This window comes from Xylophilus rhododendri, from assembly GCF_009906855.1.
Classification (GTDB): domain Bacteria; phylum Pseudomonadota; class Gammaproteobacteria; order Burkholderiales; family Burkholderiaceae_C; genus Xylophilus; species Xylophilus rhododendri.
In genome coordinates, this window is sequence record NZ_CP047650.1 from 4319893 (window position 1) to 4346097 (window position 26205).

At 64.3% G+C, this 26205-nt stretch carries 17 protein-coding genes, 2 tRNA genes and 2 pseudogenes; 16 read left to right on the forward strand and 5 right to left on the reverse strand.

Going from position 1 to position 26205, the window contains the following annotated elements; all coding sequences use genetic code 11:
- Positions 1-35: 35 nt before the first annotated feature.
- The 5 genes and pseudogenes from pgsA to GT347_RS19925 all read left to right on the forward strand — a co-directional run bounded on the left by pgsA (position 36) and on the right by GT347_RS19925 (position 3348).
- Positions 36-601: pseudogene (pgsA, locus tag GT347_RS19905) on the forward strand (CDP-diacylglycerol--glycerol-3-phosphate 3-phosphatidyltransferase).
- Positions 602-845: 244 nt separating this feature from the next.
- Positions 846-1118, forward strand: a complete 273-nt coding sequence (locus GT347_RS19910) for an HU family DNA-binding protein (protein ID WP_160553859.1) — start codon at positions 846-848, stop codon at positions 1116-1118.
- Positions 1119-1134: 16 nt separating this feature from the next.
- Positions 1135-1210: transfer RNA gene (locus tag GT347_RS19915), tRNA-Val, on the forward strand.
- 87 nt (positions 1211-1297) lie between these two features.
- Positions 1298-3223 carry a SurA N-terminal domain-containing protein gene (locus tag GT347_RS19920; RefSeq protein WP_160553860.1) on the forward strand — a complete coding sequence of 642 codons (1926 nt, stop codon included), beginning with the start codon at positions 1298-1300 and terminating at the stop codon, positions 3221-3223.
- Positions 3224-3272: 49 nt separating this feature from the next.
- A tRNA-His gene (locus tag GT347_RS19925) sits at positions 3273-3348 on the forward strand.
- A gap of 63 nt (positions 3349-3411) precedes the next feature.
- On the opposite strand, the gene GT347_RS19930 is transcribed toward GT347_RS19925, so the two are convergent.
- The 4 genes from GT347_RS19930 to GT347_RS19945 form a co-directional block, all read right to left on the reverse strand.
- Positions 3412-3996: an HD-GYP domain-containing protein gene (locus GT347_RS19930; RefSeq protein WP_229722394.1), complete on the reverse strand. Its 585-nt coding sequence runs from the start codon at positions 3994-3996 to the stop codon at positions 3412-3414.
- Positions 3997-4123: 127 nt separating this feature from the next.
- The gene (locus tag GT347_RS19935) at positions 4124-4630 is read right to left on the reverse strand and encodes a Rap1a/Tai family immunity protein (RefSeq protein ID WP_160553862.1); all 507 of its coding nucleotides are present in this window, start codon (positions 4628-4630) and stop codon (positions 4124-4126) included.
- A 58-nt stretch (positions 4631-4688) separates the two neighbouring features.
- On the reverse strand, positions 4689-5027 hold the full coding sequence (locus GT347_RS19940) for a hypothetical protein (RefSeq protein WP_160553863.1): 339 nt from the start codon (positions 5025-5027) through the stop codon (positions 4689-4691).
- 92 nt (positions 5028-5119) lie between these two features.
- Positions 5120-5428 carry a hypothetical protein gene (locus GT347_RS19945; protein WP_160553864.1) on the reverse strand — a complete coding sequence of 103 codons (309 nt, stop codon included), beginning with the start codon at positions 5426-5428 and terminating at the stop codon, positions 5120-5122.
- Between the two features lie 641 nt (positions 5429-6069).
- Here GT347_RS19945 and GT347_RS19950 point away from each other — a divergent pair.
- From GT347_RS19950 to GT347_RS27630, 9 genes and pseudogenes are all read left to right on the forward strand, one after another.
- Positions 6070-8538 carry a putative bifunctional diguanylate cyclase/phosphodiesterase gene (locus tag GT347_RS19950; protein ID WP_160553865.1) on the forward strand — a complete coding sequence of 823 codons (2469 nt, stop codon included), beginning with the start codon at positions 6070-6072 and terminating at the stop codon, positions 8536-8538.
- Positions 8539-8596: 58 nt separating this feature from the next.
- A complete protein-coding gene (gene surE, locus GT347_RS19955; protein WP_160555446.1) occupies positions 8597-9412 on the forward strand; it encodes a 5'/3'-nucleotidase SurE in 816 nt (271 codons plus the stop codon).
- 20 nt (positions 9413-9432) lie between these two features.
- A complete protein-coding gene (locus GT347_RS19960) occupies positions 9433-10197 on the forward strand; it encodes a protein-L-isoaspartate(D-aspartate) O-methyltransferase (protein ID WP_407704112.1) in 765 nt (254 codons plus the stop codon).
- A gap of 10 nt (positions 10198-10207) precedes the next feature.
- Positions 10208-11070 (forward strand): annotated as a pseudogene (locus tag GT347_RS19965) (peptidoglycan DD-metalloendopeptidase family protein).
- Positions 11071-11337: 267 nt separating this feature from the next.
- Entirely contained in the window at positions 11338-12000 is a 663-nt protein-coding gene (locus GT347_RS19970; protein WP_160553866.1) for a DUF11 domain-containing protein, read from the forward strand.
- Positions 12001-12092: 92 nt separating this feature from the next.
- The gene (locus GT347_RS19975; protein WP_160553867.1) at positions 12093-15014 is read left to right on the forward strand and encodes a DUF11 domain-containing protein; all 2922 of its coding nucleotides are present in this window, start codon (positions 12093-12095) and stop codon (positions 15012-15014) included.
- 139 nt (positions 15015-15153) lie between these two features.
- Positions 15154-15720: a hypothetical protein gene (locus GT347_RS27620; RefSeq protein WP_229722395.1), complete on the forward strand. Its 567-nt coding sequence runs from the start codon at positions 15154-15156 to the stop codon at positions 15718-15720.
- Between the two features lie 29 nt (positions 15721-15749).
- Positions 15750-18371, forward strand: a complete 2622-nt coding sequence (locus GT347_RS27625; protein ID WP_229722396.1) for a DUF11 domain-containing protein — start codon at positions 15750-15752, stop codon at positions 18369-18371.
- A 65-nt stretch (positions 18372-18436) separates the two neighbouring features.
- Positions 18437-22552: a TonB-dependent receptor gene (locus tag GT347_RS27630; RefSeq protein ID WP_229722397.1), complete on the forward strand. Its 4116-nt coding sequence runs from the start codon at positions 18437-18439 to the stop codon at positions 22550-22552.
- On the opposite strand, the gene GT347_RS19985 is transcribed toward GT347_RS27630, so the two are convergent.
- Positions 22549-23484 (reverse strand): LysR substrate-binding domain-containing protein, encoded by a 936-nt coding sequence (locus GT347_RS19985; RefSeq protein ID WP_160553868.1) that lies wholly within the window; start codon positions 23482-23484, stop codon positions 22549-22551. The two genes, GT347_RS27630 and GT347_RS19985, sit on opposite strands and share 4 nt — an antisense overlap.
- 186 nt (positions 23485-23670) lie before the next feature.
- On the opposite strand from GT347_RS19985, the gene GT347_RS19990 reads away from it, so the two are divergent.
- Together GT347_RS19990 and GT347_RS19995 are read left to right on the forward strand one after the other, a co-directional pair.
- The gene (locus GT347_RS19990) at positions 23671-24870 is read left to right on the forward strand and encodes an acyl-CoA dehydrogenase (protein WP_160553869.1); all 1200 of its coding nucleotides are present in this window, start codon (positions 23671-23673) and stop codon (positions 24868-24870) included.
- Between the two features lie 85 nt (positions 24871-24955).
- The gene (locus tag GT347_RS19995) at positions 24956-26203 is read left to right on the forward strand and encodes a CaiB/BaiF CoA transferase family protein (protein ID WP_160553870.1); all 1248 of its coding nucleotides are present in this window, start codon (positions 24956-24958) and stop codon (positions 26201-26203) included.
- The last annotated feature ends 2 nt before the right edge of the window (positions 26204-26205 follow it).

Consider the following 26205-nt stretch of genomic DNA (forward strand, 5'->3'; position numbering starts at 1 on the left):
CAGGAAGTGCGTGACCTGGGGTCCATAATGCTTTTATGTTCTGGACCCTGCCGACCATCCTCACCTGGACGCGGATCGTCGCGATTCCCCTGATCGCGGGGGTCTTCTACCTGCCGCTGGCCCCGCAGGCCTGCAACCTCATCGCCACGGTGATGTTCGTCGTCTTTGCGCTGACCGACTGGCTCGACGGCTGGCTGGCGCGCAAGCTCGGGCAGACGTCCTCCTTCGGCGCCTTCCTCGATCCGGTGGCCGACAAGTTCCTGGTCTGCGCCTCGCTGCTGGTGCTGGTGCACCTGGGCCGGGCCGATGTGTTCGTGGCGCTGATCATCATCGGCCGCGAGATCGCCATCTCTGCCCTGCGCGAGTGGATGGCGCAGATCGGCGCCTCCCGCAGCGTGGCGGTGCACATGCTGGGCAAGGTCAAGACCACGGTGCAGATGGTCGCCATCCCCTTCCTGCTCTACCAGGCCACGCTGTTCGGCGTGGTCGATACCGGCGCCTGGGGCGGGTGCTGATCTGGGCCGCCGCGGTGCTCACCGTGTGGTCCATGGTGTACTACCTGCAGAAGGCATTGCCCGAGATCCGCGCCCGCGTGAAATGAGGCATCTGGAAAGCGAATAGAATCCTGCCTCCGCGGTGTCGAACGGCCTGCCGGCCGAGTCTTCTTGCCGTATTGACACCCCCGGTGTCCCTGGCTTTAATCGACTTTTCCCGGCCTGCCGGCCCCGCGTACATCGTCTTTTCGGACACACCTCGCGTGCTGTTCCGACGCTGTGAGCCAACGCTTTCGGCATCCCTTTTTTAGACTCCACCGCACACGTCTATCCGCTTTAGAGAGGCTATTTGTGAACAAGACCGAACTGATCGAGCACATCGCCAAGAACGCCGACATCTCCAAGGCAGCCGCTACCCGGGCCCTGGAATCCACCATCGGCGCCGTCAAGACCACATTGAAGAAAGGCGGCACGGTTTCGCTCGTTGGTTTCGGTACCTTCGCCGTCGGCAAGCGCGCTGCCCGCAGCGGCCGCAATCCGCGTACCGGCGCAGCGATCAAGATCAAGGCTGCTAAAGTACCGAAGTTCCGTCCGGGCAAGGCCCTGAAGGACGCCCTGAACTGATTTCCAGTCGAAGGTGGGGTGCTTAGCTCAGTTGGTAGAGCGGCGCTCTTACACGGCGTAGGTCGGCGGTTCGAGCCCGTCAGCACCCACCACCCACCCCTGCTGCAGACAAGGCGAACATCCGTTCGCCTTTTTTGTTTTTGCCGAGCGCGCTTCATTTGCGCTAGAAGAGTCCCGCCATGTTCGAGTTCATCCGCAAGCACTCCAAGATCGTGATGGTGCTGCTGTTCCTGCTGATCATCCCGTCCTTCGTGATGTTCGGCATCGACGGCTATCGTCGGTCCATGGAGCAGCGCGCCACCGTCGCCACGGTGGACGGCCATGACGTCACCCAGGGCGAGTGGGACGAGGCGCACCGCCTGACGGTCGAGCGCGCCCGCCAGCAGTCGCCCAATATCGACGCCAAGTTCTTCGATACGCCGCAGGCCAAGTACATGACGCTGGAGCGCCTGGTGCGCGAACGCACCCTGCAGGTGGCAGCCTCGAAGTACCACCTCGACCCGAGCGAGGGCCGGCTGGTGCGCACGCTGCAGCAGGACCCCTCGATCGCCGCCCTGCGCGGCGCCGACGGCAAGCTCGACGTGGCGCAGTACCGCCAGATCCTCGCCACCCAGGGCATGACGCCGGAGAGCTACGAAGCCCGCGTGGCCGGCGAACTGGCCCTGCGCCAGGTGCTGGCCGGTGTCGACACCAGCGCCATCGCCACCCAGGCCCAGGCCGATGCGGTGCTCAAGCCCTTCTTCCAGCAGCGCAACATCCAGGTCGCGATGTTCAAGGCGGCCGAGTTCGCGGCCAAGGTCGCGCCCACCGACGCCGAGCTGCAGGCCTACTACGACGGCCACCAGGCGCGCTTTCGCAAGGCCGAGCAGGCCGATGTGGAATACGTGGTGCTGGACCTCGACGGCCTGAAGCAGAGCATCGTGCCCGCCGAGAAGGACCTGCGCGACTTCTACGCCCAGAACCAGGCCCGCCTGCTCGGCCAGGAAGAGCGGCGCGCCAGCCACATCCTGCTGACGGTTCCCAAGGATGCGCCGCAGGCCGAGCGCGACAAGATCAAGGCTCGTGCCGAGCAGATCCTGGCCACGGTGCGCAAGGACCCGGCCAAGTTTGCCGAAGTGGCGCGCAAGGAGTCGCAGGATCCGGGCTCGGCCGCGCAGGGCGGCGATCTCAACTTCTTCGCCCGCGGCGCCATGGTCAAGCCCTTCGAGGATGCGGCTTTCGCCTTGAAGAAGGGCGAGATCAGCGACGTGGTCACCTCCGATTTCGGCTACCACATCATCCAGGTCACCGACATCAAGGCGCAGCGCCAGCGCTCCTTCGAAGAGGTGCGTCCTGAGCTGGAGGCGCAGTTCCGCCAGCAGGAAGCGCAGAAGCGTTTCGCCGAAGCCGCCGACACCTTCACCAACACCGTCTACGAACAGGCCGACAGCTTGAAGCCGGTGGCCGACAAGCTGAAGCTGACGGTGCGCAGCGCCAGCAACGTGGGCCGTGTGCCAGCGCCTGGAACGGCCGGCCCCCTGGCCAACGAACGCCTGCTGACCGCGCTGTTCGCGCCGGACGCAGTCGAGAAGAAACGCAATACCGAAGCCGTCGAGATCGGCCCGAGCCAGCTGACGGCCGCCCGCATCGTGAAGTACACGCCGGCACGCACGCCGCCCTTCGCCGAGATACGCGACGAAGTCCGTGCGCAGTTCGTGCGCGAGAAGGCTTCCGAGCTGGCCATGAAGGAGGGCGAAGCCCGCCTGGCCGCCTGGAAGGCCGCGCCGGCCAGCGCCAGCCTGCCGGCGGCCGTCAATGTGTCGCGCAGCGAGAGCGGCCAGTTGCTGCCGTCCGTGGTCGCCGCCGCCATGCGTGCGCCTTCGGCCAGCCTGCCCGCCTGGGTGGGCGTGGACAGCGGCGATGGCGGCTATGCCGTGATCCGCATCAACAAGATCGAGGCGCGCGCCGCCACGCCCGCGCCGGATCCGGCCGCCGAGCGCGCGCAGGTCGCCCAGTCCTGGGGCAGTGCCGAAAGCAATGCCTACCTGGAATGGCTGCGCACGCAGCTGAAGGTGCAGATCAAGGCGCCGAAACCGGTGACGGTGACCTTGCCCGGCATCGGCTGACAAGAATTCCAAAAAGCCTGGAAATTTCAGGCTATAATTTGGGGCTCCGGTGGCTGTAGCTCAGTTGGTAGAGTCCAGGATTGTGATTCCTGTTGTCGTGGGTTCGAGCCCCATCAGCCACCCCAAAATTCAAAGCCCTTGCAGGTTCATCGCCTGCAAGGGCTTTTGTGTTTTCGCCCTGGACGGCTCTAACGCAGCGCGGGCTCGTCTTCCAGCAACTCGGTGAAACGCGCCGCCATCCAGGCGTCCGAACGGGTTCCGGCTTCGTCCTGCAGGATGGCGATCGCCTTGCGGTGGCACATGCCTTCGCGGTAGGGGCGGTCGCTGACCATGGCGTCGTAGGCATCGGCCAGGTGCACCATGCGGGCCATGGCGGGAATGTCCTCGCCGCGCAGGCCGTCGGGGTAGCCGGTGCCATCGACGTTCTCGTGGTGGTGGCGGATGACACGGCAGACCGGATCGAGCTCGGGGCGCTGGGCGGCCCGCAGGATGACTTCGCCCACCACCGGATGGGTTTGCATCGTGGTCCAGTCCTCGCCGAGCAGGGGGCCGATGTGGCCCAGGATGCGGTCCGGAATGCCCACCTTGCCGATGTCGTGCAGGGCGGCGCCGCACTGCAGCAGGAACAGTTCCTCGCTCGTGAGCGAGCAGCGGCGGCCCAGGGCCAGCGAGAGACGGATGACGCGGTCGGAATGCCGCTCGGTTTCGAGGTCACGCGCACGCAGCGCGGCCGTCAGCGCCTGGACCGAGGCGTCGGGGGAAGGAAAACTCACGCGGCTTGGCAAAAGCCGTCGATTCTAGGAAGTGCGGCCGTGCGGTGTGGATCGCGCCGCTCATGCCTGACTGTCAGCATGCGGTAAGCCTGGCGGCTTGACAGCATGTGGCAGCCGGCCTTGGCCATTACCAGCCCTTTGCGGCCGGTGGCGCGGGTGCGGCGGCTGCCGGGCAGCGGAAAGCGGCGTCGAGCGCGGCTTCCATCACATCGCCAAAGGGCTCGTCCTCGTTGCCCGGATTGCTGCCCATGAAACGCAGGAAGAGATCGATGGCGGCCTTGCCTTGCAGATCGGCCGGCAGGCAAAGGGTATGCGCCTCCACCTCGCGGTAGCGTTCGTAAGTCTGCGTGTGGCCGCGGGTGGTTTCCAGCACCTGCGGATCGTGTTCGTAGGTCGAGCGGATGCCCTTTTGCACGCCGGTGAGGTAGCCGCTGAGAAAGCCATCGGCCAGCGCCTGGCAGCGCGCCTGATCGGGGTTCGCTTGGGCCTGGCAACGGGTGCTCACGGAGCCGGCGGTGAGGGGGTCGGCAGCCAGGGCCGGCATCGATGCGGTGAGCAGCGCGGTCACCAGGAGCATCGCGCCCGGGCGCATCGGGCGGATGGAAACTGCGGCGGGGAAGGGGCTGTGCGCCATGCGCGGGCTCTTGTCTGCAAAGCGCAGGAGCCTAACGCAAGCAGGATCGGCCAGGCCTTCAGCGGCCCGAACTGCCCTGGCGGCGTTTGACGCCCCGGATCCAGTCGACCAGATCGGCGATGACCAAGCGGCGCTGGTTCTCGATGAATTCGCGGGTGCCGCCGGTGCCGGGGTTTTCTAGTGCGAACTGGCCGGCCAGGGTAAGTTCTTCATCGCGGCAGTTGGCGATGGCGGCTGCGGCTGTCAGCTGGGCATCGACGACCTTGGAGAAGTTTTCGGGCAGGTTCAGCTGCGCGCACAGCTGGAAGGCATCGAAGGCGATGCGCTGGCCGCTGGTGTCGATCAGCGGGCCGGCCGCGTGGGCCGACAGGCCGGCCGTCAGGAGCACCGAAGACACGAGACGCGCCGCAGCGAGCTGTTTCACCGGAATCGTCTCCCAGGCCATGGATGCGCGATTCTAGGTTTGTCGCGCATGCCGATGTCGCCGATTCAGTGCAGGCGCAGGTCGAAGTAGGCGCCGCTGTCCTCGCCCAGCTCGCGCATGCCGGCCTGGCGTGCCAGGTCGGCGGCCTTGAGCCACAGGGTGGCGAGGGTGGCGGTTTCGCGGTCTATCGATGCCTCTTCGCTGTCGGCGGCGGTTTGCCAGGCACGGCAGGCGCGGGCCACTTTTGCCGAATCGCCGAGCGCTTTTTCGAGCGCCTTGCAATAGCGTTTTTCGGCCTGCTCGCGTTGTGCCGCCGGCAGGCCGGAGGCGTTTTCCAGGGTGGCGGTGTAGAACAATTCGGTGGTGGTTTCCATGCTGCAGATCCGTGGGACAAGAACGATTGGATGACTGTTTAAATATACAGTATTTGCGGATGGCAGTGGCCCGCAAAGCGCGTTGTTCCTACCGGCGCTGTAGGTGCCTGCCTGCTGTTGCCAGGTGCGCCACCGCTCATGGTTGGCCTGCAAGGAGAGATGCTCATGTTCAGAAAATCAGCTTCCCTGGCCGCGATCCTGGTGGTGGCAGCCGTGGTCGGCCTCGGTGCCACGGGCTGTCAGCCCAGCAGCACGCCGACCCCGAAAACGACAGACTCGGCCGACCGGAGCCCGACATGAGCAGCGGATTTCCCTGTCCGCCGGACCGTGCTTCGCCGAACGGCTGGCGGCTCCATGAAGTGCCGGTTTCGGACCCGGTACCGCCGATCCCGGTCGAGCCGCCCGCGCCCCCGGCCGATCCTGATGATCCCCTGGCCCCCGGCATCCCGGTGCGGGAGCCGCCTTCGCAGCAACCCCCGATGCGCATGGCGGCATGAGTGGGCGTTCGCAAAAGTACGTAGCCAAACACCTCGGATTAGTTCTTTCGGGCCCCCTATAATTTTTGCTTCACTGCGACGCACTCAGGTGCCGAGCCGGATGCCGATGCCGGCATGCGGCGCTGGTCGCAACAGGGAGCGGGGATGCAAGTTCGGCAGACAGCAGGCGTGAGTTTCCAGGGGGCGTCCGGCCTCATTGGCTCGCTGCGGCAGTTCGACGGCTTGCAGGGCGGCTCCTTCCCGCTGCTGGCGGTCGATGTCGAATCGGGATGGCAGCTCGAATATTGGGGCGGCGGCTGCACCCTGCTGACCGGCTACGCATCCGAGCGCATGCTGGGCAACCCCGATGCCTGGTCGCTGCTCTGCCCCGACAGTTCTGCGCGCTCCGAACTGCTGTTGAAGCTGGCCGAGGTTTCGGGTGAGGGCGTGGTCCACGACATCCGGGCCGCGGACGGCTCGGCGCGCCGCCTCATGTGGTGGCCGGGGCCGGCTGAAGACCGGCTGCGCTGGTTCCTGCTCGGCGAAGCCTCCGCCGATGCCGGCCATGGCGGCTCGCCTTTCGCAGCCGACACCGAGGGCGAGACGCTGGAGGCGATGTTCTCCCATCTGCCCGACATGGCCTGCCTGAAGGATGGCGACGGCCACTGGCTGCTGGCCAGCCCCGCGATGCGCCAGCATCTGCAGCTGACGCGCTACCAGAACGGCTTTTCGGACGCCGAGCTGATCGGCCAGAACCGCGCCGCGGCCGACTTCCTGCGTGAATCGGCGCTGCACGAAGAGGCGGTCTGGCAGTCCGGCGAGCCCTTGCGCACCGAAGAGGTCTTCATGGATCCGCAGCAGGCCACGCGTCTGCACGATGTGCTGCGGGTGCCATCCTTCGACCGGGACGGCCGGCGTCGCCACATCCTGGTGCTGCGCCGCGACGTGACCGAGCTGCGAAGCGCGTCGGCGAAGCTGGAGCTGGCGGGCCGGGTGCTGGACCAGAGCACGGACGGCATCCTCATCGCCGATGCCTCGCATCGGGTGGTGATGGTCAACGCCGCCTTCAGCGAGATCACCGGCTATTCGCAGGACGAGGCGCTGCGGCTCGACCCCATGCTGCTGACCGCCGGCCAGCAGGACGAAGCCCTCAACCGCGCCATCTGGCAGCTGCTCGACAGCCAGGACCAGTGGCGCGGCGAGGTGTGGAATCGCCGCCGCACCGGCCATGTGTTTCCGCAGCGGCTGAGCCTCTCGGTGCTGCGCCACCGCGGTACCGGCGCCATCACGCACTACGTGGCTGCGCTGTCGGACCTGAGTTCCAGCAAAGCCGCCGAGGAGCGCATCGCCACGCTATCCACGCTGGACGTGGTGACCGGCCTGTCCAACCGCGCCCAGACGGCGCAGCACGCCACCACCCTGCTCGACGAGGCCCGGTCGCTCAACGAGCATGTGGCGCTGATGGTGGTCGACATCGACAACTTCAAGGTACTCAACGACTCCCTGGGGCACGACATCGGCGACCAGCTGCTGCGCACCGTGGGCGAGCGCCTGAGCGCGGCGGCCGGCGTGCGTGCGGTCATCGGCCGCCTGGGGGGCGACGAGTTCCTGGTGGCGCTGCCGGGGCTGCGCCACACGGCGGAGGCGGCGCAGGCAGCGCGCAGTGTGATGAGCGCCGTGGCCGAGCCGGCCACCTTCGCCGAGATGCCGCTCAATATCTCGATCTCGATCGGCATCTCCATGTTCCCGGCCGACGGCGACACCTTCGACACCCTGTTCCGCCGGGCCGACACCGCGCTGCATGTGGCCAAGCGGGGCGGGCGGGCCGACTACCAGTTCGCCATGGCGGCGATGAACGATGCCTCGCTGGAGCGGCTGCAGCTCGAATCCTCCCTGCGCCATGCGCTGGACCATGACAGCCTGCGGCTGGAGTACCAGCCGCTGGTCGAGCTGGCCACCGGGCGCATCGTCGGCATCGAAGCGCTGTGCCGCTGGGACGATCCCCTGCGCGGCGCGATCCCGCCCAATGTGTTCATTCCGCTGGCCGAGGAGAGCGGCATGATCGAACAGCTCGGCGGCTGGGTGCTGCAGACGGCGGCGCGCCAGCTGCAGGCCCTGCACGAGGCCGGCCACGACAACCTCTTCGTCGCCGTCAATCTCTCGGCCCGGCAATTCCAGCGCGGCGTGGTGCTGGCGCAGGTCGAGGACGCCCTGGTGCGCTCCGGCATACCGCCGAACAAGCTCGAACTCGAGTTGACCGAGAGCGTGCTGCTGCACGACGGCGAAGCGGTGATGAGCACGCTGCGCCAGCTGAAGGCCCTGGGCGTCAAGCTGTCGATCGACGACTTCGGCACCGGCTATTCGAGCTTTGCCTATCTGCGGCGCTTCAAGTTCGACAAGATCAAGATCGACCAGTCATTCGTGCGCGACCTGATCGACGACCCGGACAACGCGGCCATCGTGCGCGGCATCATCTCGCTGGCCTTGAGCCTGGGCCTGGACGTGCTGGCCGAAGGCGTGGAGACCGAGGCCATCGCCCAGCGGCTGCGGCATCTGCATTGCACATTCGCGCAGGGCTATTACTTCGCACGGCCGCTGCGTCCCGAAATGTTGGCCGAACGGCTGGGCGGGTGAAGCTGCGGATGCCGTCCGGCGGTAGCAGCACGCGGCCTACAATCCGCCGCTTCCCATGATCAAGATCCTGCTTTCCAACGACGACGGCTACCAGGCGCCGGGCATCGTCGCCCTGTACGAGGCACTCAGCGAAGTGGCGCAGGTCGAGGTGATCGCGCCCGAACATAACAACAGTGCCAAATCCAACGCGCTGACGCTGAACGCGCCGCTGTCGGTCCACCGCGCGGCCAACGGCTTCCGTTATGTGAACGGCACGCCGGCCGACTGCATGCACATCGCCCTGACCGGGCTGCTCGACTACCGGCCGGACCTGGTCGTCTCGGGCATCAACAACGGCGCCAACATGGGCGACGACACCATCTATTCGGGCACGGTCGGCGCGGCGATGGAGGGCTTTCTGTTCGGCGTGCCCGCCATCGCCTTCTCGCAGGTCGAAAAGGGCTGGGGCGAACTCGAAGCCGCCGTCGCGCGCGCTCGCGACATCGTGCAGGATCTGATGAAGGGCCGCGATGGCGGCGGCGCCCCCTGGCTGCTGAACGTGAACATTCCCAACCGGCCCTACGACGAGCTGCGGGCGGTACGCCTGTGCAGGCTGGGGCGCCGCCATGCGGCCGAGCCGGTCATCATGCAGACCAGTCCGCGGGGCGAAACCATGTACTGGATCGGCAATGCCGGCCTGGCCAAGGACAATTCCGAAGGAACCGATTTCCATGCCGTCGCCCAGGGCCACATCGCCATGACACCGCTCAAGGTCGATCTCACCGATCACGACAACATGGCCGAGTGGACCGGTGTGGTGCGCCGCATGGGCGGAGCGCTGGAGCCCATGGCCGACCACGATCCCGACGAAGGGCTGGTGCGCGCGCCGGTCTGAACGCTTCCCGAGAAACAGCAGTGAGCAAACGGCCGTCTTTTCCTGCGCGCCTGCCCGGGCGGGAGGCTGCGGCACCGCAGGCGGCTGCCAGGCCGGCGGCACTGCCCGGTTCGGCCTTGCCGATCAGCTCCCAGCCGGACTCCACCAGCGTGCGGGCGCACATGGTGCGCAAGATCGAAGCACAGGGGGTGAAGTCGGCCCTGGTGCTGCGTGCGCTCAACACGGTGGAGCGCCATCGCTTCATCGATTCCGCGCTGGCCGCGCAGGCCTACGAAGACACCAGCCTGCCGATAGGCCTGGGTCAGACCATCTCCAAGCCCGGCGTGGTGGCGCGCATGTGCGAGCTGCTGCTGGGCGCCGAGATCGCGCGCCAGGCGCCGCTGGGGCGGGTGCTGGAAATCGGCACCGGCTGCGGCTATCAGGCCGCGGTGCTGTCGCTGATGGCACGCGAGGTCTACTCGATCGAGCGGCTGCGCGGACTGCACGAGAAGGCGCGCGCCAATCTGCGGCCCTTCCGGCTGGCCAATGTGCATCTGCTCTTCGGCGACGGCATGGCGGGCTATGCCAAGGGTGCGCCGTACGCGGGCATCATCGCGGCCGCTGGCGGAGAGATGATTCCCGACGCCTGGTGCGAGCAACTCGCCATCGGCGGCCGCCTGGTCGCCCCCATGGTGACGCGTGCCGGACAGCAGGCGCTGGTGGTGCTGGACCGCATGCCGCAGGGCCTGCGCCGCACCGTGCTCGAAGACGTTCACTTTGTCCCCCTAAAATCCGGGATTGCTTAAAGGAATTCGTATGGTGTTGACGCGTGGACGTGGTTGGTGGACGAAGGGGGCACTGATGGCGCTTTCGGTGCTGTCGGGCTGTTCGCCCCAGGCACCGCTGCGTGCGCCACCCGTGGAAGACCGGGGCCTGGGCGCGACCTCGTTCAGTGCAAGCGCTGAACCGGTGGGTTCGGCCGCCGCGGCAGCCGCCGCCAAGCCGCTGCCAGGGGCCGAAAATGCCGGCAAGCCCGGCTACTACACGGTCAGGCCTGGGGACAATGTGCGCAAGGTGGCGCAGGAAGCCGGCCAGAACTGGCGCGACATCGCGCGCTGGAACGAACTGCCGAACCCCGACCTGATCGAAGTGGGGCAGGTGCTTCGCATCGTTCCGCCAGGCGCGGCCGCAACCCCCCTGCCGTGGCGCAGGGCTCGCCTGCAGCGCCCGTCGCACCGGCCGTGGTGGGAACGCCTTTGCCGCCCGCCTCGCCGCCGGCACCGGCGCGGCCTGCCGGCACGGCGGGCGAGGAGGAACTCGCATTCATCTGGCCGGCCTCCGGCCCGCTGCTCGCCGCCTTCGACGAGGCCAAGAACAAGGGCTATGACATCGGCGGTAAGGCCGGCGACCCTGTCGTGGCTTCGGCCACCGGGCGGGTGGTGTATGCCGGCGCCGGCCTGCGGGGCTATGGAAACCTCATCATCCTCAAGCACAACAACACCTATCTGACGGCCTACGCCCACAACCAGGCACTACTGGTCAAGGAAGACCAGACGGTTCAAAAGGGCCAGAAGATTGCGGAGATGGGCTCCAGCGACGCGGACCGTGTGAAGCTGCACTTCGAGATCCGGCGACAGGGAAAGCCTGTGGATCCTTCGCGATATCTGGCGACGCGCTGAAACGCCAAGCGACTCCAACAAGTCAAATGAATGCCCCGCAATCGCGGGGCATTTTTTTTTTGCCCTGCCGGGCATTGCCTTCATTCTTCACAGATTTTAGAAATCAAATGCCAATAATGAATCTATTTGTTTCGATATGAATTAAATGAAAATTTGGTAATTGACGTCAGCGGATGCTAACTTTGACCTGTTGTTTGCTTAAATGCGAGAGCGTTTGGTCAACGCGCACGTGTTGACCGATCTGTCACTCACCCGCAAAGGTTCGTTATGCCAAGTTTTGAGTTGTCTCGCAACTCGATTGATCCTGCAGGATCAATATGTTCGCAGACTTCTGGTCGTCAAAATTTCAGCCGCCTGGCGGCTTTTTTAGTCCTGGGAACGGTTGCCGCCCTGCTTGCAGCCGATGTGGCCTTTTCACAGGGTGTCGCCGCGACGTCAAAACTACCGACTGCCGCGGCCGCGCCTCCTGCAGTCACAGCGCTTTTGACACAAGCCAGGGTTGTCAAGGCATCCGATGGCAGCGAGAAACTCGAAGATGCGTCGAAGGTGAAGCCAGGCGACATCATCGAATACAAGGTGACTTACACCAACAAAGGTGGCAATCCGGTGAATGGGCTGATTGCCGAGTTGCCAATACCCGTCGGTCTGGATTATTTGCCCAACAGTGCCAAGCCCGGCGGAGCTATCGTCAAGGCGGCGACCGACGACAACAAGTTTGCCGCGGAGCCCCTCACGCAAACGGTGGCGGGGAAGCGTGAGTTCGTGCCGTATGCGAATTACCGCAAACTGCAGTGGACTCTCGGGAAATTGGCGGCGAACGAGTCTGTATCCGTAACGGCCAGAGCGGAAGTGGAGCGCGTAACTCCCGTTCTGCCTGCATTGCAGGATTCAGGTCATCGTTTCCAGCCAGATTCGCAGATTAAAAAATAAATCTCCGATAAAGCCTGCGCTAGCAAGTGCGGCAGTCCTCACAGCCCTTGCGGCGATGAAACAAGACTGCCATTTAAAATCAAGGAAATGCTGTGAAAGTAAGTTCGTTCGCCGCGCGTGCGAAATCAGGAGCTGGTCGCCCGTTGTGTCAATCCAGTCTGTTCCTGGCGATGTTGCTGGGAAGTGGGTCGACATGGGCCATTGCACCAGCTGCCCAGACCAATATCGGCAACACGGCATCCGCCACTTTTGTCGATCTGACTGGCAAAGCGAATATCGTGACCTCCAACCCGGTCGTGACCGTGGTGCAGCAGGTCGGTTCATTTGCGGTCGATGGCAGAACGGGCGCGACAAGCGTATCCGTCAATACCAAAACAGGCATCGCTGGAAGCACGGTCTATTCGCCGCACATTCTGACCAATACCGGCAATGGACAGGATCAATTCGGTATCTCGGTCAGCGCATCCGCTCTTTCGAAAATCGAAGTCTATGCTGACGACGGTAGCGGAAATCCCACTGGCGCAGCGCTCTGCAGCTCCGACGGAACCACGGCTTGCGAGGTGCAAGCCGTGCCGGTCGCGGGCAGCAATGGCGCTTTCAAGTTCGTGGTCGCCTACACGATTCCGGCGGTCGCTTCCGGCTCGGCCGCCCCCTATACGACGGCATCCATTTCCGTATCGCCGATCGCGGCATCGCGGCCGCTCTACCTCGCAGCCAACTACCCCACCGTCGTAAAGGACGATGTGAATCTGACGACCGGAGCAGCATTCACGATGACCAAGAGCATCGCAGCGCCTGCGGTCAGCGCACCGAATGGCGGCGCGTGGCCAGCGGCGGTTGCCGCAGGCGCCGCGTCTTCCCCTTCGGCCACTTGCGCGACGACCTGGTCAACCGGTCTGACGTCTACGGCAACCTGCAAATACACGGTCTACACCTTGAATTTCGTCAACCTGGGTTATGACCCGGGCCGTTTCGCGCTTGCCGACAGCCTGCCATCGGGGTTGACTTACGTGACGGGCTCCGCTGTGTGGAGCAATGCTCCCGGCATCGCGCTGACCGAGGCCGCTGGTGGCGATCCGGCCAACATGGATTACCAATATTCGGGCGGCCGCATTACCGCCGTCATTTCCAATATTCCTGGTGGCAATTCGCAATCGCTGAGTTTTGTTGTACTGGTCAACAGCAGCGCTACGACTGGAACCGCGAACACCACCAACGTCGCGTACTACAACCCGAGCGATGCCGGGCCCACGGCCACGTCCACCACACCAGGCAACCTGAATGCCCACACCTCCACCACGCCTTACGTGGTTCAGGGCAGATATGGGGTTGCGTTGGGGTCCAGATCCTCAACCGGCTCCACGGCGCTGGATACCACACATGGCCAACCGAATGCCGGCGCGGGCGACACAACGACGGTGGCTTCCGCTGTCGCGGGGGCCATCGTGAAATTCGAACAGCGCGTCTATAACACTGGAGACAGCACAGACACGGTGAACCTGTCTGTCGACCCTCAAACCTTCCCTCAGGGAACAACGTTCTTCCTGTTCGACTCGAGCGGCGCAGTCCTGCTGCAGGACACGGGCACGGGAGACGGGGTTCAGGACACCGGTCCGATTCGCCCTGGTGAATATGCAACGGTGGTTCTCGCGGCGGTTCTGCCGGCGAACTTGCCGCCGGGCAATGTGAATTACAGCGCCGTGCTCAAAGGCACTTCGCAAAGTGATCCGAGCAAATCCGATACCACAAAGGACACTGTTTCGGCCATCGCAAATGGCTTGGTGGATTTGACCAATACCGACAAAGGCAATGGCACGTCGGGTCTGACAGGCGATGGTGATGCCGGCCCCGGTCCCAGCCCTTTGCCGACGACCACCAACTCTACTTCCGCTGGTACTCCGACGGCTTTCAATCTTTATGTGGCCAACCATGATTCGGTTGCTCGTACCTACACCCTGGCTGCCAGTGCATCACAGAGTTTCCCGGGCAGTTTGCCTCAGGGCTGGTCGGTCAGATTCGTGATGAACGCGAATGCCTCGTGCGCGCCGTCTACTCCCCAGATCACGGATACCGGCACGGTGCCTGCCAACAGCCAGATGGCGGTCACCGCCTGTGTGACACCAGCGGTGAATCAGGTACCGGTCACGGCTCAGAAAATCTACTTCCGCGTCACGGCAACGACAGCCGCGGAGTCAGGACAATTGGCCAGCGACACCAAGACTGATGCCGTGACCGTCACTTACTCCACGGCGGAGCGGTTCATGGCAACGCTCGCAGGAAACAATTCGGGCGAATTAGGTAGTCCTGGTACGGTCGTTTATTCCCACCTTCTGCAGAATATCGGACGCGAGACTTGCGGGCCTTACACCCTCAATGCAGCTCTTTCGCCAAACGATCTGGCCGCTGGATGGACCGCGGCAATTTATCTGGACTCGGATGGAAATGGTCAATGGAGTGCCGCCGATTCACTGGTGACGGACAAGATCACAAATCCTCTCTTGCCGGGAGTGGATAAGGCTCAGAGGTTTTTTGTCAGAATTTACGCCCCCGGCAATTTGACTGCAGGGGCAATGAGCACTGCCACCGTCTCGGCAGTATTCGACGGACCGAACAGCTGCGGCTCGCCCTCGGTTGTCGATCTGACAACCGTCAATCTGGGCTCGGTTCGTGTGTATAAAACCCAGGCCCTTGATGAGAATTGCGATGGCACCAAGGTTTCCCCATTCACGACCGATGTTTTGAAGGTGAAGCCGGGTGGCTGCATTTCCTATCACGTCATGGCCAAAAATGAGGGGACCGCTCCAGTCAGCAACGTGGTCGTCAAGGACCGGGTTCCCGCCTACACCAGACTCAGTGGGTCGCAACCCCCGCAACATTGCGTGTCGGTCGGCATAACAGGTGCCACGGTGAGTTACACATCGACCGAGCCTGACGTGAGTTGCGGCAGTGACGGTAATGTCATGCAGCCAGGCGGATCGGTGACTCTCGACTACACCGTAACTGTCGATCAATAAAAACATGCGGCCTTGATGGTCGCGTTAAAAATGAAGCAACGATTTTTTTAATCGTTGCTTCCACTTTTTTCGTCCTAACGTCTGGGGTTGGGCAAGAAGGTAATGAGATAAGGCCGGCGGCGCAAGTCGAGGTAGCAGCGTGATGCTCAATGTTTTAAAAAAATTTAAGAATACCAAAGTCCTTTTTTCGACTTTTTCAGACAGGCTTGCGTTTTGCCTGATGCTGCTGCTGTCGGGAATCGGGGTATACGCGGCGCCGCCCCCTGCAGGCACGTCTTTGCAAACTGCGGCAAAGGCGACTTACATTCCGGCCGGAATATCTCAATCCGAGGTATCGACCTCCAACCTGGTGGTCGCCACGGTGGTTGCTGTAGAGGCGGCCCTGCTGGCACAGGATCAAAACGTGGTTCGCCCCGCAGGTGTAGGGGTTGTGCTAACCCATGTACTAAGCAATGTCGGCAACGTGAGTTCGAAATACACGTTTGCCCTGGCAAACGGCGGATCAACGTGCCCGATAGCGAATTTTCCTGTCGGTAATCTGCAGCTTTTACGCGATTCGAATGGGAATGGCGTGGTTGATGCCGCTGACACCCCCGTGCCCTTGGGGGGGCGGATGCTCTCACGCTTACGCCCGGTCAGAGCGCTGCCTTGCTCGTTCGGGGAGATGTGCCCGCAATATCCTCGGGTAACGCATGTGTTTCGCTGACGGCGAGCACTGCATTACAGAGTATTGTGGTGGCCAACCGTGACCTGATTTCCATCAGCAATGGGGCCATTCTTCTTCTTTCCAAGTCCGCCAGCTATCCGGCAGTTCTGGTTGCGGGTGAGAGTCGGATTGAGTTTAATGTTCGTGCGAGCAATATCGGCATGCAGCTCGCACAACCGGCAAGAAGCCTGCTTGCGTCATCCACGCTGACCGTAAATGGGTCGCCTGCCGACTACGTGCTTCTGCGCGATTTGATTCCTTCTGGGACAAGATATTTGCCGGGGAGTCTGCAAACGGCAGCGGCCAATGCGATACGCCTCTACCGGCGACAAAGTGATCCGCCGTTCAGCTATCAGACCACTGAAATGCCTGGCGCGGACGAGGTTGCGATAGGGTTGCCAGGCGGTATCGAGCCTAATGTTACGGTCGCCATGCAGTTCGCGGTTACGCGGCTGGCGGGGCAGAGTGGCGATATCGCCAACATTGCGCAAAGCTTTTATTACGACGGGAATCGCCCGGCTGAGTCCGCTTCGAACATGGTGGTGATCCCGGCAGGAAAGTCATGGATCGGGCTGGCCAAACAGGCTTCGAACGCCGTTGCGAACCGAAATCCGGATGGATCGCTGGATGGAACCATCAACTTGCAGTTTCGCATTCGCGTCAAAAACTATGGCGATGGATGGCTTCACAATGTGCAGGCGACGGACATATTGGAAGGCAGCGGTGCGGATAAATTTGGGAGCTACACGACGGCGAATGTCCTGGCGTCGGGGCAGTACACCGTTATTCCGGGGTCCATTCGTGTGGTGTCCGGCTCGGATGTTTCTATCAACGCTGCTTACAACGGCACGGCAAGCTCGGCAAATCTGCTGGCCCCTGGAGTGAGACTTTCTCCCGGCTCCGATGTGACGGTTCAATTCGAGGTGAAAGTCAATACGACGGGTCGCGTCGTGGCACTTGCCAATAATGCCAGTGGCTCTGCCAGTACCGCGGAGGGCCAGCCTCCGTCGGTTTTCGATGACTCGGTGGACGGCCTCGATCCCGATCCCGATGCGGACGGAAATCCTAATAACAACGCCTCGACCACATTCGTGGCTACGCAGATCCCCATTCTGAATTTCACAAAGACAGCCGGGGTGCCGCGTCGTGTCGATGCGGGTGTTTATGAAGTCGACTACACCTTTCGGTTAAAAAACGCGGGCAGTGTGCCGGCACCCAATGTCAGGGTGGTGGACAACCTGGCTTGCACATTCGGCGCGGACTCGGTGGCTTCATGGAGCCTGGTCAATGCACCTCAGGCGCGCAATGGCAACTTGTCGATTTCGCCGGGATTCACCGGCAGGGCGACCTGCAATCGCACCCAGTTGGAAAGCAAGAATCCCGCGGATCTGCCTGGAGAACTGGTGCTGAACATGACGGATGGCAGCCGCTCGCTTGCACCTGGGCAATCCGAGGAAATCACGCTGACGGTCCGGATCACACTGAAGAGCGCTGCGCCGGACGGTGCGTCGTTGATGACGAACAAGGCATGGGCGGCCGCGTTCCGAAACAACATGGTCGGCTTCGATGCAGCGTCCGTGGTCGCAGCTTCGTCCTCGACGGCCGATACGCTGCTGGTGGATCCGCAAGGTATCGTTTACGACGCTTCCAGCCGCGCGCCGATTGCAGGCGCTGTAGCCACCTTGACCCGGCTCTCATGCCAAAGCTCGATATCCGGCGCCATCACCGCCGCTGACCTGCTCAGTGGCGATAGCGGCGCATACCGTTTCAACGGCGATGGCAGTGCGTCCATGACGACAGGCGCCGATGGTGCGTACCAGTTCGTGCTGAGATCGCCGCCCGTCACGGATTTATGCACATACGGCCTGACGGTGCAGCCGCCGGCTGGTAGCGCCTATGTCGCGCCGTCTGAACTCATTCCGGCCAGCTCCGGGGTGTTTTCCAACTGCGGGGCGGTGGTACCCGGTGCTTTGGCTCCACGGGACAGCGATCCCACGATCTTTTATAACCAGGTTCTGCTTGGCCCGCGCGCTGCGGGCGGCCAGGCCTGCGAGGTATTCCACAACCATATTCCGCTCGATCCTGGAAATGTGCGCGGCTTGATCCTGCGCAAGGAGGGAAGCAAGCGTCAGGTGGAACTCGGCGATTTCATGGACTATGCCCTGACGGTGGTCAACAAGACCGGCATGGCGACTCAAGGCGTCACTTTCGACGACCATTTGCCGCTCGGTTTTGCGTATGTGCCCGGCAGCGCCCAGCTCAACGGCGTGCGCGTGGGCAATCCGTCGGGTGGCGCCGGCCCGCAACTGACTTTTGGCTTTTCCGACTTGCCCCTGGCACCGGAAGCTTCTGCAACCCTGCGCTATCGCGTTCGGGTTGGGGTCGGAGCTCCCACCCATGGCGATGCAGTCAACCGCGCGGTGGCCCGCTCGGCCGCCCTGCAATCCAATCAAGCCAGCTGGACGGTGCGGCTGACCGGGGGCGTGTTCTCCGATGAGGCCTTCGCCTTCGGCAAGGTGTACCTCGATTGCAAGCGGGATGGCCGGCAAGAGGGGCGGATGAGGTGGGCGTGCCGGGAGTTCGGTTATTCCTGGAAAACGGGACTTCAGTCGTCACCGATGTCGAAGGTAAATGGAGTCTTTATGGCCTGAAGCCGGTCACTCACGTATTACGCCTGGACCAGACCACCCTGCCAGAGGGTGCACGACTCGCCATCTTGGACAGCCGCAACGCCGCCAATCCGGCGAGCCGCTTCCTGGACCTGGTGAAGGGCGAATTCCAGCAGGCGGACTTCATCATCGGAAACTGCGACAGCAAGGTGGTGGAGGCCGTGACGGCCCGCCGTTCGGCGACCAAGGCGGACCCCAATGCAGAAGGCGAAGCGCAGATCAGGTCCAGGCTGGACCCCGAAGGCCGATCACCCGCTTTGGGCGATACGCGCGGTTTGCCGGCCAGCGGGCAGGCTTCGACCACTGGAGCGGTCGGATCGCTTCCGGCAGCCGTCGGGCCCTTGATCCAGTTGCCGTCCGGTTCCACCAGCGCCTCGGGTACGAGCTACGTAGGGGCGGTATCGGCTGCAGGCAGCACCTTGAACGGCAGCAATGTCACGTCTGCAGCCGCTCCCGGCAGTCCATTCACGCCTTTGGCCGGCATGCCCGATTCGGCCCAGCCCAGATCGACCACGAGCATGAGCGCCGTTGGCCCCGGAGCCTCCGGGCAGCGTCCTTTGTCACGCAGCGGAGCCATGCTCGAGCCGAATGCGCCGGCCATGCTGGCCTCGGAACTTCCCAGCCCTATCGAGCTGGAGACGCTCTTGCCAGGGCTTGCCGACAACAAGCTGGGCTTCATTGACCTGAAAGACGGCGACACGGTGCCTCAGCCGGTATTGAACATACGTGTCAAAGGCGAGATGGGCACCGCCTTGCGGCTTGCGGTCAACGGCGAGACGATCGATGAAAAACGCGTCGGCAAGAAAGCGACCCTCGCGGAGAAAAAGCTCGGTGCGTGGGAGTACGTCGGTGTGGTGCTCAAGGCTGGTCCCAACGAACTCCAATTGAGTTCTCTGGACGAGTTCGGAAACCTGCGCGAGACCGCGGCACCCATTCGTATCGTCGCGCCCGGAACGCTGGGGGCGATACAACTCGAGCTTCCGGCGTCCGCGCGTGCGGACTTGCGTACGCCCATCCCCGTCAGGGTGCGTCTGGTCGATGCGGCCGGTGTGCCGGTGACGGCGCGCACGCAACTCACATTGGAGTCCGATCGCGGCAGGTGGCTGGACGAAGACCTGAATCCCCAGGAGCGTGGGCTGCAGGTGTTCATGAGCGGTGGGCAGGCCGAGTTCCGCTTGCTGCCGCCGGGCGAGCCTGGCGTGCTGCGCGTCCGCGCAAGCGCAGGCTCGTTCGTCAAGGAGGCGAATGTGAGTCTGCTGGCGGAGCTCAGGCCGATGATTGCCGTTGGCGTGGTGGAGGGCGTGCTCGACTTCAGCAAACGTGGACCCGTACCGGTGGGTGCCGTGCCCGCGGGCGCGGCCTTCGAGTCCGAACTGAGCAGTCTGGCTGAAGGCTCTGACGCGCGGGCGGCAGGACGAAGCGCCTTCTTCCTCAAAGGTGCGGTGAAGGGCGAATACCTGCTGACGGCCAGTTTCGACTCCGACAAGCGCGAGAAAGACCGCTTGTTCCGCGACATCCGTCCGGACGAGTTCTACCCCATCTACGGCGACTCTTCGGTTCGCAGCTTCGATGCCCAGAGCACGCAGCGGCTGTATGTGCGCATCGACAAGAACCGCTCCTATCTGCTCTATGGTGACTTCACCACGGCGAGTAGCGGCGAAGTCCGCAGCCTGAGCCAGACCAACCGCACCTTGACCGGGGCCAAGCAGGTCTATGACGACACCCGGGTTCGTGTGACCAGCTACCTGGCGAACACCTCGCAGACTCAGCAAGTAGAGGAATTCATAGGCCTGGGCATTTCGGGGCCTTACTACCTCCGCGCTGGAGCCGGTGAGTTTGTCCTCAACAGCGAGCAGATCGAGATCGTGGTGCGAGATCGAGCACAGCTTGACAACGTATTGCAACGAACGCCTCTGACGCGCAATAGCGATTACGTGGTGGATACGGTCAACGGTGGCATCACCTTCTCTCACCCGATCGCCGCGTTCGACGCAAACCTCAATCAGCAGTCGATTCGTGTCACCTACGAAGTGGAGAGCGGTGGTGCCAAGTTCGTGGTCGCCGGTACCGACGCGCAGTTCAAGATCACGGACCAGCTGCAGCTCGGTGTGGTCGCCAACACGGATCGCAATCCCCAGAACCAGCGAAACCTGGCAGGTGTGACCGCGTTGGCCCGCATCGGAGCCAACGCCACCGCGGCGGGCGAACTGGTACGGACCCAGTCGGACGACAAAGGCATGGGTACTGGCGGCCGCGCCGAAATCCGCTACCAGGACGACAAGCTGGCCGCGGTCGCGCTGGCCAGCAAGACGAGCGCCGGCTTCGACAATCCGGGATCCACCATCGGGGCCGGGCGCTCGGATGCGGCAGCACGTGCCGAATACCGTATCGACCCCACGCTCGCGGTGCGCGGAGAGGCGCTCTACAGCAAGGACGATGCGTCCAACGTCGAACGCAGCGGTGCGACGGTCAGCGTGCAGAAGAAGCTCGATGACTCGACCACGGTGGAAGCCGGTCTGCGCTACGGCCAAAGCAATGCGGCGCTGGGCAGCAGTTCCGGTTTCGACTACGGCAATGTCTCGACCTACAACGGCGCCATGGGCGGCAACCTCGGCGCAGGCAACACGACGGCGCTGGGTGCCGCGGCAGCCAATGCCGCCAACCGTGCGGGTGACAACCTCGCCACGGTTCGGGCGAGGCTGTCCGCCCTGGTGCCGGGACTGCCGGGTGCGCAGGCTTTCGTCGAAGGCGAGCAGAGCCTCAGCGAGTCGGATCGCCAGACGCTGGCCATCGGGGCCAACTATGCCCTGACCGACAAGACCCGGGCATACGGTCGCTACGAGCTGATCTCGGGTCTTTACGGTCCGTATGAGTTGGGTGGCACGCAGGTGAACAACGTCGGCATCCTGGGCATCGAGAGCGCCTATATGGAAGGCGGCCGTGTCTACAACGAGTACCGGCTGGCCGACTCGATCGACGGGCGTGGCGTGGTCGCGGCACTGGGCGTTCGCAATACCTACGCGCTGAGCCCGCGGATTCGGCTGACCGGCGGCGTGGAGCACAGCCGCAACCTCAGCAGCGCAAGCAACAGCGTCAACAACGGCACGGGCTACGGCAGCGTCCTCGGCGAATCGACTGCCATCACCTCGGGGGTGGAATACACGGTCGAGCGGCTCAAGGCCAGCGCCATCCTGGAGGCGCGGGACGGTTCGGACTCGGACACCCTGCTGTTCAGCGGCGGCGTGGCCTACAAGCTCAATCCGGAGTTCAGCCTGCTCGCGCGCAGTGTCGTCAGCGACAGCAAGGGGCAGGGTTCCAGCATAGGCAACAGCCGGGAGCTGCAGCGTCACCAGATCGGTGTGGCGTACCGGCCGGTCGATACCAATACCTGGAACGCCCTGGCGCGCTATGAGCACAAGACGGACAAGGTGACCGGCAGCGGCAATTCCTCCGGCAGCTTCCTGGCCGGCAATTCGGGAAATGCGAACCTGCCCGGCACCTACACGACCGACATCGTGTCCACCCATGTGAACTACAACCCGCGTGCCGGGCTGCGCACGAACGCGCGTTATGCGGCCAAGGTGAGCCAGGCCGACGACGGTGTGTTGTCGAGCCGGTATTGGGCGCAGTTGATCCAGGGACGCATCACCCGCGACGTCGGCAGCGACTGGGACATCGGCTTTCAGGCCGGTACCTTGTTCGGTCAGGGCGGTGCCCGGCAAAACACGGTGGGCGCCGAGGTCGGTCACCAGGTCTACCGCGACATCTGGGTCTCCGGGGGCTACAACTTCGTTGGCTTGACCGATCGCGATCTGGCCGCCAACGAATACACCAGCAAGGGCGCCTACCTGCGGCTGAGGATGAAGTTCGACGAAACCGCACTGGGTTTTGCGCCGGTGGATGAAGCGGCCAGGGCGGTTGCGCCGATGCCGGCGGTGCCCGTGCCGGTGCCCGAGTCCATGGTCCGCCAACCCGATGCGCCTGCGCTGGAGATATCCCCTTCGCTCACCCCGCCGGCGCCGCCGGCGGCTGCTGGGCCGGCTGCCTCTCCCACGCTGCCCACACCACCCGCGCCGCCCACGGCGCCCACGCCGCCCGTATCCCAGCCCCATGAGCCGGCGAAGAGTCCCGCGCCGGCAGAGGAGGCGGCCGAGACCCGCTAAAGGCCAGCCTGCGCCGAAGGCCCAAGTTCTGCGCGCGCCACCATCTCGCGCATCCATTGCTTGAAGGCCGAGAGCGCAGGCGTTTCTCCGGCGCTCACTGGTGAAACCAGGTAGTAGGCACGCTCGATCGGCGGCGCGTCCGCGCAGGCAATCGCCAGCACGCCGCTGGCCAGTTCGTTTTCCACGAGCATGCGTGGAACCAGGGCGGCTCCCATGGCATGGGCCGCCGCGACCGCCACCATGGAAAACAGCTCATAGCGCGGCCCTTCCAGGGCATGCGGCGCGGTCACACCGAGGGCGCCGAACCAGCGCTGCCAGGCGGTGGGGCGGGTGCTTTGCTGCAGCAATGGCAGGCGCGTCAAGGCGGTCGGGCTGATCGGCCCGCCGCCGGGCGGCAGCAGGCGCGGGCTGCAGACCGGCACGACTTCCTCATCCATCAACTGCTCGGCGCTGGTGCCGGGCCAGTGCGCGACCTGTTCGGGTGTTCCGGCGAACAGGGCTGCGTCGAAACCCGATTCCTCGAAGATGAAGGGCCGTGTCCGCGTCTCGATGTGCACCGTGATGCCGGGATGGCGCACGGCCAGTTCCGGAAGCCGGGGCACCAGCCAGCGGGTGGCGAAGGTCGGCACGGCAGCCAGTGCCACGCCGCCGCCGCTGCCCTGGCCGGCCATGAGGTCGAGTGTGTCGCGCTCCAGTCCCTGCAGGCTGCGGCTCACCTGCCGGCTGTAATGGGCGCCGGCCGGCGTCAGGGCCACGCCATGCCGGGTGCGGCGAAACATCGGCAGGCCGACGAAGGTTTCCAGGGCCTGGATCTGCCGGGAGACCGCGCTCTGCGTCATGGAGAGCTCTTCGGCGGCCCGGGTGTAGCTGCGGTGGCGCGCCGCGGCTTCGAAACACGCGAGCGCCTGGGTCGAGGGGATTTTTCTTCGCATGCCGGAACGGAATCCTGTGTGAAGGAATGCCAAGCCTGCCAAAGCTGCGCGGCGGCGGCAAGATATTCCATCTTCTCATTTCTGCGTGTGGATTTCTCGGTTGCATGCCTGCCTGGGCGGTCTATACCATGCGGTCCTTGGAAACGCGGGAGCCATCGGGCCCGCGCCGAAAACCTGGAGACCATCTTGACCGCCAACCGTGCCGCCTTTCACTGGGAAGACCCCTTCCTGCTCGACCAGCAACTCAGCGATGACGAACGCATGGTGCGCGATGCCGCCGCCGCGTACTGCCAGGACAAGCTGGCGCCGCGTGTGCTGGAAGCTTTCCGCAACGAAAAGACCGACATCGGCATCTTTCGCGAGATGGGCGAACTGGGCCTGCTGGGCCCGACGATTCCCGAGCAGTACGGCGGTCCCGGCCTGAACTACGTGGCCTACGGCCTGATCGGCCGCGAGGTCGAGCGGGTGGATTCGGGCTATCGCTCGATGATGAGTGTGCAGAGCTCCCTGGTCATGGTGCCGATCTTCGAGTTCGGCACCGAGGCCCAGCGCCAGAAGTACCTGCCCAAGCTGGCCACCGGCGAATGGATCGGCTGCTTCGGCCTGACCGAGCCCGATCACGGCTCCGACCCCGGCAGCATGGCCACCCGCGCCAGGAAGGTCGCCGGCGGATATGAGCTGCGCGGCAGCAAGATGTGGATCACCAACAGCCCGATCGCCGATGTCTTCGTGGTCTGGGCCAAGGAAGTCAGCGAGAGCGGCGCCGTCGGCCCGATCCGCGGCTTCGTGCTGGAAAAAGGCATGAAGGGCCTGAGCGCGCCGGCCATCCATGGCAAGGTGGGCCTGCGTGCCTCCATCACCGGCGAGATCGTGATGGACAACGTCTTCGTGCCCGAGGAAAACGCCTTCCCTGAAGTGACCGGCCTGAAGGGCCCGTTCACCTGCCTGAACAGCGCCCGCTACGGCATCGCCTGGGGTGCGCTGGGCGCGGCCGAGGATTGCTGGTTCCGCGCCCGCCAGTACGTGCTGGACCGCAAGCAGTTCGGCCGCCCGCTGGCCGCCAACCAGCTGATCCAGAAGAAGCTGGCCGACATGCAGACCGAGATCGCGCTGGGCCTGCAGGGCTGCCTGCGCCTGGGCCGCATGAAGGACGAGGGCACGGCCGCGGTCGAGATCACCTCCATCCTCAAGCGCAATTCCTGCGGCAAGTCGCTGGATATCGCCCGCATGGCGCGCGACATGATGGGCGGCAACGGCATCAGCGACGAATTCGGCGTGGCCCGCCACCTGGTCAACCTGGAGGTGGTCAACACCTACGAGGGCACGCACGATGTGCATGCGCTCATCCTGGGCCGGGCGCAGACCGGGATCGCCGCCTTCAGCTGAACCGGCAGCGGTTGATCAACAGACGCGGCGCGCCCCCGACATCCGGGAGCGCGCCGTTTTTCGATTTCTGGAGGAGACAAATTCCATGACCGCACTCACATCGCACCAGGGCGCCCTGGCCGGCATCAAGGTGCTGGACCTGTCGCGCGTGCTGGCCGGCCCCTGGTGCACGCAGACGCTGGCCGATCTGGGCGCCGACGTGGTGAAGATCGAGCGCCCGATCGTCGGCGACGACACCCGCCACTGGGGCCCGCCCTTCCTGCATGACGCGCAGGGCCAGGCCACCGGCCAGGCGGCTTACTTCGCCTGCTGCAACCGCAACAAGCGATCGGTCACCATCGACATGGCGACGCCGGACGGCCAGGCCCTGCTGCGCCGCATGGCACTGGAAGCCGACGTGCTGGTCGAGAACTTCAAGGTCGGCGGCCTCAAGGCCTATGGGCTGGACTACGCCAGCATCTCCGCGCTGAATCCGCGCCTGGTGTATTGCTCGGTCACCGGCTTCGGCCAGGACGGCCCCTACGCCCGGCGCGCCGGCTACGACCTGATGGTGCAGGCCATGAGCGGCATGATGAGCATCACCGGCCTGGGCGACGACATGCCTGGCGGCGGGCCGCAGCGGGTGGGCGTGGCGCTGACCGACACCTTCACCGGCATGTACGCCGCCACGGCCATCCTGGCGGCCCTGCATGCACGCCAGGCCAGCGGCCGCGGGCAGCACATCGACATGGCCTTGCTGGACGTGGGCATGGCGATCCTCGCCAACCAGTCCACGGGTTACCTGAACTCAGGCAATGTGCCGCAGCGCCAGGGCAATACCCATCCCAGCCTGGCGCCGTACCAGGATTTCCCCACGGCCGACGGCTCGATGCTGCTGGCCATCGGCAACGACGGCCAGTTCGCCCGTTTCTGCCAGGCGGTGGGCCGGCCACAGTGGAGCGCCGACCCGCGCTGGGCCACCAATGTGGAGCGGGTGCGCCACCGCGCCAGCTTGATCCCGGCGATGGAGGAAGTGACGCGCCAGCGCACGACAGCCGCATGGATCGCGCTCTTCGAGGACAAGGCGGTTCCCTGCGGACCGATCAACGACATCGCCCAGGCCTTCGCCGACCCGCAGGTGCAGGCGCGCGGGCTGGCGCTCAAGCTGCCGCGCGATGCGCAAGACGGCATTGCGGAGATCGGCAGCGTCGCCAGCCCGATGCGGCTTTCCGAGCATCCGCCGGTGTTGCGCCACGCTCCGCCCGCGCTGGGCGAGCACACCGACGAGGTGCTGCTGGAGCTGGGCCTGGACAGCGTCGAAATCGCACGCCTGCGCGCGGCTTCGGTCCTCTGATC

Coding starts and splice junctions, on each gene's coding strand:
- GT347_RS19920 (WP_160553860.1), top strand. CDS start 1,298: ATGTTCGAGTTCATCCGCAAGCACTCCAAGATCGTGATGGTGCTGCTG.
- GT347_RS19935 (WP_160553862.1), bottom strand. CDS start 4,630: ATGGCGCACAGCCCCTTCCCCGCCGCAGTTTCCATCCGCCCGATGCGC.
- GT347_RS19945 (WP_160553864.1), bottom strand. CDS start 5,428: ATGGAAACCACCACCGAATTGTTCTACACCGCCACCCTGGAAAACGCC.
- GT347_RS19950 (WP_160553865.1), top strand. CDS start 6,070: ATGCAAGTTCGGCAGACAGCAGGCGTGAGTTTCCAGGGGGCGTCCGGC.
- GT347_RS19970 (WP_160553866.1), top strand. CDS start 11,338: ATGCCAAGTTTTGAGTTGTCTCGCAACTCGATTGATCCTGCAGGATCA.
- GT347_RS19985 (WP_160553868.1), bottom strand. CDS start 23,484: ATGCGAAGAAAAATCCCCTCGACCCAGGCGCTCGCGTGTTTCGAAGCC.
- GT347_RS19995 (WP_160553870.1), top strand. CDS start 24,956: ATGACCGCACTCACATCGCACCAGGGCGCCCTGGCCGGCATCAAGGTG.